Consider the following 16,399-nt stretch of genomic DNA (forward strand, 5'->3'; position numbering starts at 1 on the left):
CGAAGGAAAGGATCTCGACCACCTCGAAAAGCAGCACCGCACGCTACCCCGCGAGCGGCTGTGACCGATCACTGCATCCCGCGTGACCGGCTGTGTCCGGGCGACGGGATATCGTGGCGGACCGTGACGGCCCCTGATCACGAAGCCGACGTGCTGCGCGCCGGTGTCGCGGGAAACGCGACCGACGTGCCGCAGCCTGCTGCCGAGACGCCGCTGGACGACGCCCAGCGCCTGCAGCTGTTCGTCTACTTGCAGGCCCCGGAGCACCGCACCTACCTGGCGATCATGCGGCTGTTCACCTCGACGCTGCTGGCGGACCTGTCGGCCGGTGAGGTCGCCGCCGCGCTGGCCGCGGCCGAGCGCGAGGGCCGGGTCGCCGCCGGGGAGTCCGATGTGGACACCGTGATCGACCGGCTCAAGCAGCTCGTCAAGTGGGGCAACCTGGTCGTCGGCCGCCGGGAGACGATCGCCTCCAGCATCGCCGAGTTCCAGCACGGCAGCGTTCGGTACCAGGTCAGCAAGCTCGCCGTCCGCGTCCAGCGGGACGTCGACGCGCTGCTGCGGGTGCCCGAAGGCGCCCGCGAGGTCTCCCGCGAGCTGCTGCCCGCGATCGACCGGGGTCTGGCCGGCATCGGCAAGGCCCTGTCGGACGCGCTGGCCGCCGAGCGCCACGACCCGAGCACCAAACCCGCGCGCCAGGCCCGCGAGCGGCTGGCGGAGCAGGTCACCACGGTGTTCCTGCAGCACGCCGAACTCGCCGCCACGGTCCGCGACTTCTACGCCTACCTGGGCCAGGTCGTCACCCGCCACCAGCTGGCACCCGACGAGATCTCCGGGTTCCGGAACCTGCTGGTCGAGTACATCCAGATGGTCGTGGAGGACGTGCTGCGGCACACCGAGACCATCGCCGGTTCGCTGGCCGGTCTGACCGGGGTGCGCGGCGAGCTGCTGCGGCTGCTCGGCCCGGCCGACCAGCTGGGCACCGACGTCGAGCGGGCGCGCGGGCGCACCCCGGCCGACTGGCAGGAGCTGACGGACTGGTTCGTCGACGCGCCCGGCCGCCCCAGCCAGGTCGCCGCGCTGCGCGAGGCGACCGCGCGCGCCATCGGTTCGCTGCTGGCCAGCGTCAAGCGCGCCACCTCCGGCGGCGGCCTGGTCCCCGGCAGGCGCGGCGAGCTGCTGAAGCTGGCGAAGTGGTTCGACCGCGCCGACGAGAGCACCTCGCACCGGCTCTACGCGGCGGCCTTCGGCCTGCACTCCGCGCGGCACCTGCAACCCGCGCCGGACTACGACTCCGACAACGACAAGGTGCCGTGGCGCGACGGCCCGGTGCAGGACGTGACGGTCAGCGTCCGCAGCCGGGGCGATCGCGGGGCACGCGGCCGCACCTCGCGGGTGCTCGACGACCCGATGACCGAGGAGACCCTGCTGCAGCAGGCCCGCCAGGCCGATCAGCGGCGCAGCGCGGCGGTGGCCGAGCTCGCCGAGGCCGGTGCCGACGTCGGCCGGCGCACGCTGTCACCGGACGCGCTGGGCGTGCTGTGCGAGCTGCTGACGCTGGCGATGGCGCAGCGCGACGGCTCCGACGACAAGGGCTCGGCGCTGGACCCGGTGCACCGGCTGCGCGTGACCATCCGCCCCGAAGCCGGCCAGGACACCCGGATCAGCAGCGCGGCAGGCGAGTTGACGCTGCGCGACACGGTCCTGGAACTGGCCGGTGACGGCGGATTGCCCGATTCCGAGGCGCCTGCCCGAGGAGCCGCCCGATGATCTCGACGTTCGAAGAGCTCCCCGACATCGACGCGGCGAACGTGGTGCGCTGCGCCCGAGTGCTGCTGCGCAGACCGCTGCTGCGGGCCGAAGGGCCGGACGGCGACCTGCTGCCGATGATCTACCGTCAGCGGACCGCGCTGCAGGACGTCTTCTCCGGGCTGCTGGGCTACCGGCTGGTGGTGGAGCGGCGCTTCGCGCGGCTGTACAAGTCGGGTCCGGGCGAGGACGCCGGGCGCGGGGTGGAGTCGCTGACCCCGCGCGGCTACGCCTACTTCGCGCTCACCCTGGCCGCGCTGACCGGCATCGGCCGCCAGGTGCTGCTGTCGCGGCTGGTCAGCGACGTGCGCGCGGCGGCGTCCGAGGCCGGCATCGAGGTCGCCGACGACCCGGCCGACCGACGAGCGCTGACCGCCGCGCTGCGGCACCTGGTCGCGCTGGGCGTGATCACCGAGACCGAGGGCTCGGTGACCGCCGAGTCCACCGCCGAGGCGCTGATCACCATCGACACCGACATGCTCGGCCAGCTGGTCGCCGGCCCGCTGGCGGAGGCGAGCGGGCCGCAGCAGCTGGTGGAGCTGGCGTCGGCGGCGGGCCCGCGGCGGACCGAGCACGCGGTGCGGCGCAAGCTGATCGAGGACCCGGTGGTGCTCTACGCGGACCTGCCGCCGGAGCAGGCGACCTGGCTGCGCGAGCACGTCATCAACGAATCCCGCCTGCTGGAGCGGTTCTTCGGCCTGGTCGGCGAGGCCCGCGCCGAGGGCGTGGTGGTGTGCGATCCCGAGGACTACCTCACCGACCTCGCCTTTCCCGGCCCCGGCACGGTGGCGCGCATCGCGCTGCTGGCGCTGCCGGAGCTGCTGGACCGGGGCGAGCCGGACTCGGCGGGCAGGCATCCGGTGAGCTGGCAGGACTTCGCCGACGTGTGCGGGGACCTGGTCGACGCGTACCCGTCGGCGTGGTCGCGGGCCGCCACCGAGGACCACCAGGACCTGGTGCGCGCGGTCATCGACCTGCTGGGCAAGCTCGGCCTGCTGCGCGAGTCGGAGGGATCGTGGCTGCTCAGCCCAGCGGCGCACCGCTGGCTCCCGCAGCCGGACGCGACGCCGGCGCAGCAGCAACGCGAATCCGAACCACCCGCGCCCGAGGCACCGGGCTGGTCATTGTTCGACGAGATGGAAGAGGCGGCCCGTTGAGCGCACACAACACCGAAGCGGCCGTTGCGGAGACCGCCAACCGGTGGCGGCTGCACCGCGGCGGGATCGTCAACATCTGGCAGTACGCCGAGACGACGTTCGACCTCGACGGCGGGCGCGCGATCTTCCAGGGCACCAACGGTTCCGGCAAGTCCCGGACCCTGGAGCTGCTGCTGCCGCTGTGCCTGGACGGCGACCTGCGGCAGCTGGGTTCCAAGGGGTTCGACACGGTCAGCATCCGGCGGCTGATGCTCGACGAGTACCCGGGCGGGCCGAACCGCATCGGCTACGCCTGGATCGAGCTGCGCCGCGAAACCCCCGAGGGCGGCGAGGAATTCCTCACCTGCGGGCTCGGCGTGAAGGCGTCGAAGACCTCGCAGTCGATCAGCGACTCGTGGCGGTTCATCACCAGCCGCCGGGTCGGCATCAACCTGCACCTGGTGGGCGCGGACCGGGTGCCGCTGGGTGCCGCTCAGCTGCGTGAGCTGCTGGGCGCGGACTGCGTGCTCGACGACCAGTCGTTCCGCGCGAAGGTGGCCGCCACGGTCTACGGCGTGCCCGCCGCGCGCTACGGGGACCTGCTGCACCTGCAGCGCACGCTGCGCAACCCCGACGTGGGTCTGAAGGTGCTGGAAGGGCAGCTGGAGCAGATCCTGTCCGACGCGCTGCCGCCGCTGGACGCGGGCTTGATCGAGCGGCTGGCTACCTCGTTCGACGACCTGGAGTCGATCCGGGAGAACATCGTCCGGCTCACCGGCGCGGACAAGGCGCTGACGGCGTTCCTGTCGACCTACTCCGGTTACGCGTTCGGCGCGCTGCGCGACCGCGCGGAGGCCATGCGCACCGCGCAGCAGAAGCTGGCCTCGCTGCGCAAGGATCTCGCGAGCCTGGACAAGCAGTTCACCGGCAAGCGCGAGGACCGGGAGACCGCGCAGCGCACCATCGCCGAGCTGGAGCAGCGCGAGAGCGAGCTGGAGTCGAGCATCGACGCGCTGCGCTCGCACCCGGCCTACTCGGAGCTGCAGAACCTGCGCGACCGCGAGAAGCTGGTCGAGAGCTCGCGCGCCGCAGCGGTTTCCGCGCTCGACACGGCGACCCGGCACCGGGCGCAGGAGACCCGCTCGGCGGAGTCGGTGCTGGGCGTGCTGCGTCGGCTCGCCGGTGACGCCGAGGCCGCCGGGCAGGCCGCGACCCGCGCCGGGCAGCAGCTGGGCACCGCTGGGCTCGGCGGGTCGGGCGTGCCGCAGCCGCCGCCGGTTCCGGCCGCTGAGCTGGTCTCGGAGTCCGATTCGGTGCGCACCTCACCGGAACCGGACGCCGAACCGACCGATGTGGACCGCTACCAGCCGCCGCAGCTGGACGCCGACGCGCTGGCGGCCCAGTTCCGCGCCGTGGTGGGAAGTTCCGCGCAAGCCGCCACCGAGGCGCGGGAGCGCGCGGCGCTGACGCTCGCGCTGCACCAGCAGGCCCGCGAGCTCGACGCCGAGCAGGCGCAGGTGGCCGAGCTCCAGCGCAACGCCCGGCAGTCGCAGCTGACCTCGACCGAGGCCGCGGGCCGCCGCAACCAGGCGCAGCAGGAGCTCGCCGACGCCGCCGCGGTGTGGGTGGAGCTGACCCGCAAGTGGGCTACCGAGTGGCCCACCGCGTCCGAGCAGCCGGCCCCGGAACCACCGAACGTCGAGGACCTGATCAACGACCGGGCCGCCAGCCGCAAGGCGCGCGAGCAGGCCCGGCAGTGGGCGCGCCCGCAGCTGCACGAGGCGCGGCGCGCGGTGTCGGCGGTGGAGCAGGAGATCACCGAGCTGCGCGCCGAGAACCGCGTGCGCGAGGGCGAACTCGCCGAGCTGCGCGCCGGTCACGAGCGCCGCCCGGAGCTGCCCGCTTGGGCCGAGGCCGAGCGCGATCCGTCGCAGGGCCGGTCCTTCTACGAGCTCGTCGACTTCGCCCCGTCGCTGAGCGACGCCGACCGAGCGGGGCTGGAGGCGGCGTTGCAGTCCAGCGGGCTGCTCAACGCCTGGGTCACCGCCGACGGCCAGGTGCCCGGCCTGGCCGACCTGCTGGCGGCTCCTGCCGCTCCGGTCGATCCGACGAGCGGGGGCACGCTCGCAGCGCTGCTCTCCCCCGCCGCCGTGGCGGATTCGCCGGTGCCCCGGGAGCGGGTCGCCGGGCTGCTGGCGACGGTGTCGACCGGAGGTGGGACGGGACTGTCGGTGTCCACCGACGGGTCCTGGAAGGCCGGCGTCCTGAGCGGGACGTGGCACAAGGACGCCGCGGAGTACGTCGGTGCCGGTGCGCGCGAGGACGCCCGGTCCCGCCGGATCGCCGAGCTGGAGGACGAGCTGGCCCGGTCGCGGGAGGCGATCGGCGAGGCCGAGCGGCGCCAGCGCGAAGCCGGTGAGCACGCCGCCGCGCTGGAGCAGCACCTGGAGGTGTTCCCGGACGACGGGGAGCTGCTGACCGCGCAGGCGAAGCTGACCACCGCGATCGAGACCGCGGAGGACGCCGAGCGCCAGGTCGTGCAGCTGCGCGAGCAGCACCTGGAGGTCGAGCAGCGCTGGCAGGCGTCGCAGTCCGAGCTGGTCCGCGCCGCCGGTGAGGCCGGTCTGCCGGCCGAGACGCAGGCGCTCGACGCGGCGCACCGGGCGGCGGTGGAGGCGCGTTCGGGCATCGACGGGCTGCGCGAGGCCATCGAGTCGCGCTGCCTGCCGACGCTGGCCGACCTGCGCGAGATCTCGCTGCACCACGACGTCGCCGTGGCCGACCGGATGGAGGCCGAGTCGCAGGCCGAGCGCCGGTGCGCCGAATACGCCGAGCAGGCGGGCGGTCTCACGGAGCTGACCTCGGCGGTCGGTGGGGCGGCGCAGGAAGTCGCCGACAAGGTCAGCGGTTTCGAGCGCGAGCGCGCCGAGCTGCGGGAGAAGCTGCCGCAGGAGCGCGAGCGGATCAGCACCCTGCGCGAGGCCGCGGCCCGGCTGGAAACGCAGCTGGAGAACAAGCAGGCGCAGCTGGCCGGGCGCGAGCAGGACGCCGAGTCGGCGACCACCGCTTTCCGCCAGGCGCTGGGCATCCCGGGTCTGTGGACGGCGGCCGACGTCGCCGAAGAGGTGCCCGGCGAGCTGGAGGAGGCCGCCGAACTGCTGGCCGGCTCCGACCGCAAGGGCTCGACGGAATCGACGGTGCTCAACCGGCTGCAGACGCTGCAGCACTCGCTCAGCGGCAACTACGACATCACCGCCTCCGACCAGCACGGCTTGCTCACCGTGACCGTCACCGGCGAGGAGGGCCCGCAGCCGGTCGCCGAGGCCGCGCGCCGGGTTTCCGAGCGGCTCGGCGAGCAGCGCGGTTATCTCAACGAGCGCTACCAGTCGATCTTCGCGGACTACCTGATCCGCGACCTGGCGGAGCGGCTGCGCGGGCAGATGACCATCGCCGAGGACCTGTGCAACCGCATGAACGAGGTCCTCGACGGCGCCCGGTCCAGCCAGGGCGTGCACGTCCAGCTGGACTGGCAGCCGTCGGCGGCTCTGGGCGACGACATCAAGCAGGCCATCGACCTGGTGCGCACGCCGTTCGCGAACCGCAGCGATGACCAGGACGCGTTGCTGCGCCGGGTGTTCACCGATCTCATCGAGTCGGAGCGCGACAGCGCCTCCGGTGGCTACGCGGAGATCCTGTCGCGGGCGCTTGACTACCGGTCGTGGTTCGCCTTCACGGTGCGGGTGCGCGACACCGGACCGGACAGCAAGCCCCGCGTTCGCCGCCTGCGGCAGCTGTCCTCCGGCGAGACCCGGCTGATCTCGTACGTGACGCTGTTCGCCGCCGCGGCGGCGTTCTACGACGCGGTCAGCGTGGCCTCAGACGGGCGCGGTCCGCTGCGACTGGTGCTGCTGGACGAGGCGTTCGAGCGGCTCGACGACCCGACGATCGCGCGGATGCTGGGCCTGCTGGTGGATCTGGACATGGACTGGCTGATCACCTGGCCCAGCGGCTGGGGCGTGTCGCCGAAGATCCCGAAGATGCACATCTACGACGTGCTGCGCCCGCGCAGCGGCCACGGCATCGCGACCACGCACACCACCTGGACGGGCACGGACCTGCAGCGTCCGAACGCCTGACCGGGATTTCGATCGGAGGTTTCGCCGTGACCGGCATGGACGAGGTCCGGGACGCGCTCGACGTCGCGGAGTTGCGGGGCCTGTGGGCAGCCGCGCGGGAAGCGCTGTCGGGGTCGAAGCCGACGTTCCGGCTGGAGCTGCCCGACGACGCCACCCGCGCGGCGGTCGGCGAGCTCTACGGGCGCCCGATGTGGGGCGAGGGCACCCGGATCAGCGTGTCCAAACTGGACGAAGCGCTGCGGAACCGGTTCGGCGTCGGGCTCTCCCAGGTGATCGAGGCGCTGCACGGTTCGGTCGCGGTGGCCGAGCCCGCGCCGGAGGCGGCCGACGAGCTGCTGCCGGTGCTCGACGAGCACGGGCTCGCGGGCGCGTCCTGGGCGGTGCCGTGGTTGCGGTGGGTGCGGCAGTACGGGCGGATCGCCGAGTCCGAGCTGACCGGCATCACGCACGCCGCCGCCCGGGTGCTGACAGCGATGTCGCTGACCGAACCGCCGCGCTCCTGGACCTCGCGGGCGGCGTTGGCGGGGCGGACCGGCTTCCCGCACTCGCTGGACGACGGGACCGCGCTGAGCAGGGTCGTGCTCAAGGCGGCCGCGCTGGCCCAGGGCATCGAGCCTCCCGGCAACGAACGCGACCGCAGGGCCCTCTGGGAGCGCTGCGGGGTCGCTCCCGACGCCGTGTCGTCGACGGTTCTGACCTGGGCGCTCCCGGTCTCCGGCGACGACGCCTGGTCGGCGGGGGTCCGCGCCCGCACCGAGCTGGGTCTGCCGGCGCACCTGACGCACCTGGACCTCGACGCCGCCCCGGCCCGGCTGGTCGCGGCCGGGACGGCCATAGCGGTCTGCGAGCACCCCCGCGTCCTGGAAGCGGCCGTCCGGGAGGGCGTGCGCCACCCGGTGATCTGCCTGTCGGGCCTGCCCTCCACGACGGCCCGCGAACTGCTCGACCGGTTGTCCGGCGACGGCGCAGTCCTGCACGTGCACACCGACTTCGACTGGCCGGGCATCGCCGCCGCCCTCACGGCCCAACGCCACGGCGCCACGCCCTGGCGCATGTCCGGCGATGACTACCGCGCTGCCCTCGACCGAGCGGCCCAGGACCGCACGGACCTCCCGAACCTCATCGGCAGCCCGGTCCCCACCCCGTGGGACCCCCGGCTCGCCGATCTCATGTCCACCACGTCCAGGGCCATCGAAGAGGAGCAGACCCTGCAGCCCCTCCTCACCGACCTGCGGAACGGTCTCTGACCCGGCCCGATTCGAATTTCGCGCGAAGTTCGAACGCCGAAGTTCGGACTCGAATTTCGCGCGAAATTCGAATTCCTCCCCCGTTCGGTGTCAGAAGCGCCGGTACATGACGTGGAGGCCGACGTAGCCGCGGGCCGGGTGGTGGAAGGCCTCGGGGAGGGTCGCGACGATCTCCATGCCGAGGGACTTCCACAGCTCGACGGCGCGGGTGTTGGTCTCGACGACGGCGTTGAACTGCATCGCCCGGAACCCGTCCGCCTCGGCCCGCCCCAGCACGTGACGCCCCAGCGCGCGGCCGACACCGCGACCGCCTGCGTCCGCGTCGACCATGAAGCTCGCCGTCGCCACGTGCGCGCCCGGACCCTCCCGGTTCGGGCCGGAGATCGCCGTTCCCAGCACCCGGCCTTCCTCCACGGCCACCACGGTCCGCCACGGCGTGGCCGGGAACCACCGCTCCCGAGCCCGCTGCTCGTCGAGGTCCCGCTCCCACGAGAACGTCTCCCCTGCAACCACGATCCGCCGCATGAACGGCCAGATCGCGTCCCAATCAGCCGCTGCGGCCTCCCTGATCTCCATGCGTCCAGCCTCGACGATCGACCGCTCGGGTGCCAACCGTTTTCCGACCCGGCGCCGGCGTCCGTTTCGGGTACTTTCCCGGTATGCCGTTGGTGGTGGAGTTCGCCGCGCAGGAGCCGGAGTGGTTGGCGCGCTGGTGGGCCGAGGTGCTCGGCTGGACCGTGGTGGGCGAGGCGGAGGTGCGGCCCGACGGACCTGGCGTTCCGCTGCGGTTCGTGCCCGCGTCCGGGCCCAAGAGCGGGCAGAACGACGTGCACCTTGACCTGCGCAGCGAGTCGCACGGCGACCAGACCCACCTCGTGGAACGCCTGTTCAACCACGGCGCGCGGTTCGCCGACATCGGGCAGAGCACCGAGGTCCCGTGGGTCGTGATGGCCGACGTCGAGGGCAACGAGCTGTGCGTCCTGGAGCCGCGCAAGGTCTACGCGTACACCGGCCCGCTGGCCGCGGTGGTGGTGGAAACCACCGACCCCCGCGAGCAGGCCAGGGCGTGGGCCGAGGAGCTCGACTACGACATCGTCGCCGAGCACGGCGAGTTCGCCTCCTTGCGCCCACCCACCGGCGAGGGCCCCCACCTGGAGTTCCTGCACAACGAGGAACCCCGCCACGGCATGCTCAGGCCGCTCTCGCACTGAGCAGCGCAGCCGCTGTTCCAGGTGTGGGACTCAACCCGCACCGCCGAGCAACGCAAGTCCCGAACAGGCCCTAAGCCGGTTCGATGATCTTGACTCCGTGCAGTCGGCGGATGAAGTCCCGGCCGAAGGCGGTCGAGGGGGTGTGCGCGCCCGGGGCCGGCGACTCGGCTGCGAGCGCGTTGACCGCGCGGAGCACCGAGTCGGCGGTCATGTCGTAGGTGTCCGGCCCGATCAGCGCGGCCGACACCGAGCGCCCGGCGTCGTCGGTGGCTTCGGCGTAGACCTCGACCCAGCTGTGCGAGCGGGTCGCCCGCCCCGGACCCTTGACCAGGGCACCGATGGCCGCCTTGCCCGCCCGCTGGACGGGAAGCGATCCCAGCACCGACTGGCCGACCTTCTTGAGCCCGTCGCCGACGTCGGGGATCGGCAGCCGCGTGAACGTCGTGATCGTGCCGATGCCGGTGCTGCGGTAGGCGGTCGCCACGTCTCCCCAGGGCAGCGAGGTCACCTGGCGCGGTCCGGACGGGAACGCCACCTCGCGGCGCCGCCACGCCATCGGAACGGTGCGCAGTTCGCCGTCGACGCGCGCTCGTCCGCCGAGCGCGGCGCCTTCCAGCGCGCTCTTGAGCGTGCCGGGGCTGATCCGCCCGCCCGCCTGGAAGGCCAGGTCGAGGCTGGTGGCGCCGGGGAGTTCGGCGGAGACCATGGCGGCGAGGCAGTCGGTGGGGACCACGTCGAATCCGGCGCCGGGCAGCAGCACCACACCGGCGTCGCGGGCCTCGGCGTCGCGGGCGAAGATCGACTCGAAGACGTCGATCTCCCCGGTGATGTCCAGGTAGTGGGTGCCCGACCGCAGGCACGCCTCGACCATCGGCGCCGAGGTCGCCGAGAACGGCCCGGCGCAGTGCGCGACGACGTCGACGTCGTGCAGCATCTCGGCGACCCGGGCCGGTTCGGAGAGGTCGAAGATCCGCGATTCCAGTCCGCGGGGAGCGGCGAACGCGGCCACCTCGCCCGGGTCGCGGCCGGCGACCACCGGGCGTTCGCCGCGCTCGACCGCGAGATCGGCCACCAGTCGTCCGGTGAAGCCGTTCGCCCCGTAGATCATCCAGGTCATCGCGGTCCTTTCGCTGTGCTCACCCCGCTAACGAACACCGCCGCGCGCGGTCACGGGTTGCCCGGCGTATCCCCGATCACCCGTTCAGCGCGATGACGGAGTCGATGATCAGCCAGCCGCCGAAGATGACGAACAGAGCGGTGGCGCCGTAGCGCACGGCCTTCTCCGGCAGGTGGCGTCCGAGCAGCAGTCCGACACCGATCGCCAGCGCGTCGGCCAGCACCATCCCGACCGTCGAGCCGATCCAGGTGCCGAGCCAGTCGTGGTGGGTGGCGAGGGTCACGGTCGCGAGCATCGTCTTGTCGCCGAGCTCGGCGAGGAAGAACGCCAGCGTCACGACCATCACCGCGGAACCGAACCGCCGGTTGGCCCTGCGCTCGTCGTCCTCGGTGAGGTGGTCGCCGCGCAGCGTCCAGGCCGCGAAGAGCAGGAAGGCGATACCGGCGATCAGCGCGATCCACTCGGTCGGCAGCAGTTCGCCGAGGCCGAATCCGAGCGCCACCGAAATGGCGTGCACGGCAGTGGTGGCGACGGTGATGCCGAGCAGCACCTGCCACCACCGATAGCGGGTGGCGAACGTCATCGCCATCAATTGCGACTTGTCACCGAGTTCGGCCACGAAAATGGCAGCGGAGCTCAGGGCAACACTACCCAGCATGGTGAGACACACCTTCCAGCAATTCCGAAGGTCTCGCCCACCTCGAACACAAGGCTCGCGACCGGGTGCGAGAACGGCGCACCATCATGTCGACCGCGAATTCGCGGACTACTCCCCTTCAATCGAGAATGACCTTACCGACAACATCGGAATCGTAAAAGCGCGGGGCGCGGAGGAATTTCCGTTTCCATTTCACCAAACGCACTTTTCGGCGTCCCGCAAATTCGAATGCGCCGGAACGATGAGAGCGGCGTCACCGCTCGGTCCGGAACAACACCGCGGCGCGGCCCGTTGAACCCGTTGGTCGATGCGTTCCGCGTCCCCGGGCCTCATCAACCGCCTTCGCGGAATACCGTCCGGCTGGAGCCGCGTCGCGCCTATCGCCGAGAGGCGACCGGCGCATCGACCCCTACCAATGCGAGGCCGTCGCTCCTTCTCCTCGGAGCGACGGCCTCGTCTGGTTCCGCCACAGCCCGGAACGACCGGTCAGAACGGCTGCTGGTCCGGTTGGCAGACTTCGCCCGGCTGCGGGACGCGCAGGTTGATCAGGTAGTCGGCCGCACGGCTGTCGGCGCAGGAGCTGTCGCCGAGGATGCAGTGCCCGAAGGCGTCGACGCTGACCAGGCGCGCGTTGCCCAGCTCCTTCTCCATCCGCCGGGAGAACTCGTACCGGGTCGCCGGGTCGTAGGAATTGCCGAACAGCAGCACCGGGTTGGCCGCCCGGTTCTCCCACGGGCCGCGGTGCACGTCGGGGCTGGTCGGCGGCCACTGCGAGCAGCCGACGAGATCGCTGAACGCCTGGGTGCGGCCGAAGGTCGGCGACTCGGCCTCCCACTGCGCGGCGATGGCCGGAACCCGCTCCGGCGTCTTCGGGATCGGCTTGTCGGTGCAGTTGACCGCGAAGTACGAGTCGTCGACGTAGGACTCCTCGGCGTCGCCACCGTCGAAGCGGTGCTTGCCGGAGGGCAGGTGCAGCACCCGCAGCAGGTCGGGGATCAGCCCGGCCTCGGGGTGCAGCTGCAGGTGCAGGGCCTGCAGATCGCTGGCCAGCTGCCGGAACTGCTCCGGGTCGTACAGCGCGCTGCTGACGCCGTCGGTGAACTGGTCCAGGGTGATCTTCGAGCCGTCGGGCATGGTGATCGGATCCCGCCGCAGGACGTCGCGGATCTCGTCGAACTTCGCCCGCACGTCACCTTCGCCGAACGCGCACTTGCCCGCCTCGGCGGCGCAGCGCTGGAGGAAACCGTCCAACGCGAGCTCGAAACCACCTGCCCGCTCCCGGTCGTGCTGCACGCCGTCAGCGGTGCGCAGCGCCGGATCGACGTTGCCGTCGAGCACGATCGCGCGGCTGCGCTCCGGGAACGTGGCGACGTAGGTCGCGCCGAGCAGCGTTCCGTAGGAGAAGCCGACGAAGTTGAGCTGCTCGTCGCCGACTCCTGCGCGCATCAGGTCCAGGTCGCGAGCGACGTCGGCGGTGCTCATGTGCCGCTGCAGCTCGCCCGCGTTCTTCGCGCAGGCGTCGCCGTAATCGCCGTAGGCGTCCATGGTGCTGCCGATCTGCTCGCCGGTGACCGGCACCGACGACATGCGGCCCAGCACCTCCTCCGCCTGCTCGCCGTTGGCGAAGCAGCGCATCCGGGTGCTGCGGTCGATGCCGCGCGGGTCGAACCCGATGATGTCGAAGCGCTTCAGCACGGCCGGGTCGAAGCGGTCCACGGCGCCGACCGGCATGTCGAACCCGGCACCGCCGGGACCACCGGGGTTGAGGAACAACGAGCCGATTCGTCCGGTTTGCTCGGTCGCGGCACGGCGCATCATGGCGATGTCGACGGTTCCCTTTCCCGGATCGGCGTGGTCAACCGGTACCGGGTACTTCGCGCAGCTGAACAGATGCCGTTCGGTGATCGGAACTTCTTCGAGCGCGGCCCGATCGCAGGGCCCCCAGGACACCGGGGACGCCTGCGCCACCGAAGCTCCCGCGACCACGGCGGTCCCCGTGACCAGCGCACTCGTCGCGACGGCCAACGTTCTGCGTAATCGCACGTGTCGCTTCGCCACGCGCAGCCTCCTCTTCTCGATCGCTTGATCTTTCGCCGATCAAACAATCCGAAAAGGATCTTCGACACCGCAGAACGCACGAATCCTGTTTCGCGACAACACGGTTTGATAACCGCCCCAGTAGCCTCTTTCGGGTACCGATCGAGCCGAGGTGGTTTCAAATCCGTGATCCGCCCCTAGGATCACGCCGCGTGATGCCTCCGTTGAAAGCTGTTGCAGAGGGCCACCGGCGGCTGCTCGGCCTCACCGCCATGCTCACCGACGAGCAGGTGGCCGCCCCCTCACTCCTGCCGGGCTGGTCCCGCGGGCACGTGCTGGCACATCTGACCGACAACGCCCGGGCGTTCGCGCGGGTCTGCTCGCTGGCGCTGAACGGCGAACTCGTCGACGCCTACGAAGGCGGGCAGGCCGAGCGCGACGCCATCATCGAAGGGCTGTCGGGCGGGAACGCCTTCTCCCACCACGACGGCCTGAACCGCCACATCGGCGTGCTGGAAGCCGTGTGGTCGCACGCCTCCCCCGCCGACTGGGAGCGCCCGGTGCGCTTCCGCAACGGCGAGCTCTCCGAGATCGTGCTGATGCGCTGGCGCGAGGTGTGGATCCACCTGGTGGACCTGGACCTGGGCGTGGGACCGCAGGAGTGGACCGAGGAGTTCTGCCACCACACCGTCGAATTCCTGCTGCCCCGCCTGCCGGCGGGCGTCGCGCTGCGGCAGACCGACGGCCCGCGCCGCTGGTCCGCCGCCGGTGAGATCAGCGCGGTCGCCGACACCGAGATCACCGGCAGGGCGCAGGATCTGGCGGCGTGGCTGGCCGGGCGTCCCGCCCAGCGACTGCCCACCGGCGACCTGCCCGAGCTCGGACCGTGGCCACCGCCCCCCGCACCCGCCGACCGGTCCCGGCTCGCCGCCGGTTAGGAGCGGTTCAGGAATGCGGCGGAGCCGCATCCTCTTCCACCACCCAAGGCACTAGCACCGCCGCGGGTTCTGAGGGCCTTCGTGGCGAGTACGCCGTGACGCCGCGTATCGACATACTCAAGGAGCGGCGCACGGAGTCCACGGAGGCGCTCAGGTTCCGCTACCCGCACCGCCACGCAAAGCACTTCCTCAACAGCTCCTAGCCGAGGCCGGAGAACAGATCGGTCTCCCAGTCGAAGGGCCCCTCGCCCGGTCCCCGATCGCCTTTGACCAGGACGTAGTGCTCGCGGCCGAACTCGGGGTCGTTGACCATCTTCGCGAAGAAGCCGTCGTCGTCGATGTTGACCTGGCTGCGGTACGTGCGCAGGGCAGCGAGCTTGTTGGCGTGGAACTCGCGACCGTCGATCTGCGTGGTCAGGTCCTCGTCGGGGACGGTGCTCGGTTCGAAGGCGGCGACCGCGTCCTCGGACAGCAGGCCCTCTTCGACGGCGCGCTTGAGCAGCGAGCGCGGCATCGCCGTCCAGTACACCTTCGGAACGTCCCACGCCTCGCCGAGATCAGGTTCGTAGTCCGGGTCGGCGGCGGGGCCGAGGGCGCCCATGAGCGCCTTGTGGGCGGCGATGTGGTCGGGGTGGCCGTAGCCGCCGTTCTGGTCGTAGGTGACGGCCACCTGCGGGCGCTCGGCGCGCAGCACCGCCACCATCGCGCGGGTCACCTCCGCGGGGTCCGCGGTGGCGAAGGCACCCTCGGCGTTGTTGGAGTCCTCTCCGGCCATGCCGCTGTCGTGGAAGCGGCCGGGGCCGCCCAGCCAGTGCTGGCGGATGTCGCCGAGCTCGATCAGGGCGCGCTCGATCTCGCCGCGCCGGTACTCCCCGAGCGCCCCGGGGTTGTCGCGCAGGTGTGCGAGGTCGTCGTCGATGACCTCGCCCAGTTCTCCGCTGGTGCAGGTCACGAGGCTGACGGTGGCGCCTTCGGCGCTGTAGCGGGCCATGGTGGCGCCGGTCCCGGTGGCCTCGTCATCGGGATGGGCGTGAACCAGCAGCAAACGGCGATCGCTCATGTAATCCGAGAGTAGCGACTGACACCGACGAGGGCGGGCGATGTGGCGTTCGTCGCCCGCTCACGGCGCCTTCGGCACGAGCACCACCCACACCTGGCCGGGCGCGAACTGCATCGGCTCGCCCGCCTCGGTGGTGAACGACGTGCCCGCTTCCGGCGCCGGGCGGTTCCAGTGGGCGTTGAACTTCAGCCCGTCGCGCAGCACCACGGCCCGCCCGCCGCCGACGGTCTCGGCGAACGGCGAGACGTTGCCCGACACGTCCTGGAACGGGGAGCTGAACACCGGGACCTCTTGCAGCACAACGGTGCTCGCGGCACCGCGACCGCTGTCGGTGGTCACGTAGGGCCGCCCGTCCATCGACACCAACCAGCGCCCGCCGTCCCAGTCGAACCCGACGCGCGCGAAGCGGTAGACGATCTCCTCGTGCCCGGTGGGCACCCCGCCGGCCGCCGGGGCGGGCCCGAACACCAGCGGCGAGGCCGGTGACCAGCCGACACCGGGCGGCAGCCGGTCGGTCCGCGCGAACAGGTTGTGCGGAGCCACCCCCGGACCCCGGTAGAACGCACCGGGAATCGTCTGCTGCGAGGCGTTGTTGACCGAAGATCGCCCGATCTCGGGCAGCAGTTCCGGCGCGGCGCCGGAGAAGGCGAGCGTGGGTCGGCCGAACTGGGGAAGCAGGCGCAGATCGGTCTGCCGCGCGCTGCGCACCGGACCGACCACCGGCGGCGTGCGCGAGGCGAAGATGCCGATCAAGCGGCTGATCCCGGCCTCGACCGGTTCGACGTAGATCACGTCGGCGGCACCGGTTCCGGTGTGCGGGCGGGCCTGCGGGGCGTTGTCGATCTTGACCGCGAGCACCGGCGGTCCGGGCGGCGGTGGCGGTGGAGGGGGCGGTTCAGGTGCGGGCTGCGGCACCGGGTCGACGATCGGCAACGACACGGTCTCGGTCGGCTGCAGCGCCAGCCCCCCGACGACCAGCAGACCTGCCGACACCAAGGTGCCGATCACGCGCAAAACCCACATCACCCCTCCACCGCGTAGCCTCACCCG

Annotated in this window: 12 protein-coding genes; 6 read left to right on the forward strand and 6 right to left on the reverse strand. The window is 71.8% G+C overall.

Annotated features, from left to right (window positions below):
- Positions 1-123 precede the first annotated feature (123 nt).
- The 4 genes from AB0J91_RS01795 to AB0J91_RS01810 are packed head-to-tail and all read left to right on the forward strand — an operon-like array spanning position 124 to position 8,328.
- Positions 124-1,770, forward strand: a complete 1,647-nt coding sequence (locus AB0J91_RS01795) for a TIGR02677 family protein (RefSeq protein WP_363863075.1) — start codon at positions 124-126, stop codon at positions 1,768-1,770.
- Entirely contained in the window at positions 1,767-2,966 is a 1,200-nt protein-coding gene (locus AB0J91_RS01800) for a TIGR02678 family protein (RefSeq protein ID WP_363863078.1), read from the forward strand. The genes AB0J91_RS01795 and AB0J91_RS01800 overlap by 4 nt, the downstream gene beginning before the upstream one ends.
- The gene (locus AB0J91_RS01805; RefSeq protein ID WP_363863081.1) at positions 2,963-7,081 is read left to right on the forward strand and encodes a TIGR02680 family protein; all 4,119 of its coding nucleotides are present in this window, start codon (positions 2,963-2,965) and stop codon (positions 7,079-7,081) included. Before AB0J91_RS01800 ends, AB0J91_RS01805 begins: the two co-directional genes overlap by 4 nt.
- A 35-nt stretch (positions 7,082-7,116) precedes the next feature.
- Complete coding sequence (locus AB0J91_RS01810) at positions 7,117-8,328, forward strand: TIGR02679 family protein (protein ID WP_363863654.1); 1,212 nt, start codon at positions 7,117-7,119, stop codon at positions 8,326-8,328.
- A 90-nt stretch (positions 8,329-8,418) separates the two neighbouring features.
- On the opposite strand, the gene AB0J91_RS01815 is transcribed toward AB0J91_RS01810, so the two are convergent.
- Positions 8,419-8,904 carry a GNAT family N-acetyltransferase gene (locus tag AB0J91_RS01815; protein ID WP_363863084.1) on the reverse strand — a complete coding sequence of 162 codons (486 nt, stop codon included), beginning with the start codon at positions 8,902-8,904 and terminating at the stop codon, positions 8,419-8,421.
- 83 nt (positions 8,905-8,987) lie between these two features.
- Between AB0J91_RS01815 and AB0J91_RS01820 the strand changes: the two genes are divergently transcribed.
- On the forward strand, positions 8,988-9,539 hold the full coding sequence (locus AB0J91_RS01820) for a VOC family protein (RefSeq protein WP_363863087.1): 552 nt from the start codon (positions 8,988-8,990) through the stop codon (positions 9,537-9,539).
- A 70-nt stretch (positions 9,540-9,609) separates the two neighbouring features.
- Here AB0J91_RS01820 and AB0J91_RS01825 read toward each other — a convergent pair whose 3' ends face one another.
- The 3 genes from AB0J91_RS01825 to AB0J91_RS01835 all read right to left on the reverse strand — a co-directional run bounded on the left by AB0J91_RS01825 (position 9,610) and on the right by AB0J91_RS01835 (position 13,372).
- Positions 9,610-10,656 (reverse strand): saccharopine dehydrogenase NADP-binding domain-containing protein, encoded by a 1,047-nt coding sequence (locus AB0J91_RS01825; protein ID WP_363863090.1) that lies wholly within the window; start codon positions 10,654-10,656, stop codon positions 9,610-9,612.
- A 76-nt stretch (positions 10,657-10,732) separates the two neighbouring features.
- The gene (locus tag AB0J91_RS01830; RefSeq protein WP_363789282.1) at positions 10,733-11,314 is read right to left on the reverse strand and encodes a TMEM165/GDT1 family protein; all 582 of its coding nucleotides are present in this window, start codon (positions 11,312-11,314) and stop codon (positions 10,733-10,735) included.
- 486 nt (positions 11,315-11,800) lie between these two features.
- A complete protein-coding gene (locus AB0J91_RS01835) occupies positions 11,801-13,372 on the reverse strand; it encodes an alpha/beta hydrolase (RefSeq protein WP_363863093.1) in 1,572 nt (523 codons plus the stop codon).
- Positions 13,373-13,575: 203 nt separating this feature from the next.
- Here AB0J91_RS01835 and AB0J91_RS01840 point away from each other — a divergent pair, with 203 nt between their 5' ends.
- Entirely contained in the window at positions 13,576-14,289 is a 714-nt protein-coding gene (locus AB0J91_RS01840) for a maleylpyruvate isomerase family mycothiol-dependent enzyme (RefSeq protein WP_363863096.1), read from the forward strand.
- 199 nt (positions 14,290-14,488) lie between these two features.
- On the opposite strand, the gene mshB is transcribed toward AB0J91_RS01840, so the two are convergent.
- Both mshB and AB0J91_RS01850 read right to left on the reverse strand, forming a co-directional pair.
- The gene (gene mshB, locus AB0J91_RS01845; RefSeq protein WP_363863657.1) at positions 14,489-15,331 is read right to left on the reverse strand and encodes an N-acetyl-1-D-myo-inositol-2-amino-2-deoxy-alpha-D-glucopyranoside deacetylase; all 843 of its coding nucleotides are present in this window, start codon (positions 15,329-15,331) and stop codon (positions 14,489-14,491) included.
- A gap of 78 nt (positions 15,332-15,409) precedes the next feature.
- A complete protein-coding gene (locus AB0J91_RS01850; protein ID WP_363863099.1) occupies positions 15,410-16,372 on the reverse strand; it encodes a DUF3048 domain-containing protein in 963 nt (320 codons plus the stop codon).
- Positions 16,373-16,399 lie beyond the last annotated feature (27 nt).

This window comes from Saccharopolyspora sp. NPDC049357 (assembly GCF_040677225.1).
Classification (GTDB): domain Bacteria; phylum Actinomycetota; class Actinomycetes; order Mycobacteriales; family Pseudonocardiaceae; genus Saccharopolyspora.

Bases quoted from the DNA above. Each gene is read 5' to 3' on its own strand.
- AB0J91_RS01800 (WP_363863078.1), top strand. From the start codon at position 1,767: ATGATCTCGACGTTCGAAGAGCTCCCCGACATCGACGCGGCGAACGTG.
- AB0J91_RS01810 (WP_363863654.1), top strand. From the start codon at position 7,117: ATGGACGAGGTCCGGGACGCGCTCGACGTCGCGGAGTTGCGGGGCCTG.
- AB0J91_RS01815 (WP_363863084.1), bottom strand. From the start codon at position 8,904: ATGGAGATCAGGGAGGCCGCAGCGGCTGATTGGGACGCGATCTGGCCG.
- AB0J91_RS01820 (WP_363863087.1), top strand. From the start codon at position 8,988: ATGCCGTTGGTGGTGGAGTTCGCCGCGCAGGAGCCGGAGTGGTTGGCG.
- AB0J91_RS01825 (WP_363863090.1), bottom strand. From the start codon at position 10,656: ATGACCTGGATGATCTACGGGGCGAACGGCTTCACCGGACGACTGGTG.
- AB0J91_RS01830 (WP_363789282.1), bottom strand. From the start codon at position 11,314: ATGCTGGGTAGTGTTGCCCTGAGCTCCGCTGCCATTTTCGTGGCCGAA.
- AB0J91_RS01850 (WP_363863099.1), bottom strand. From the start codon at position 16,372: ATGTGGGTTTTGCGCGTGATCGGCACCTTGGTGTCGGCAGGTCTGCTG.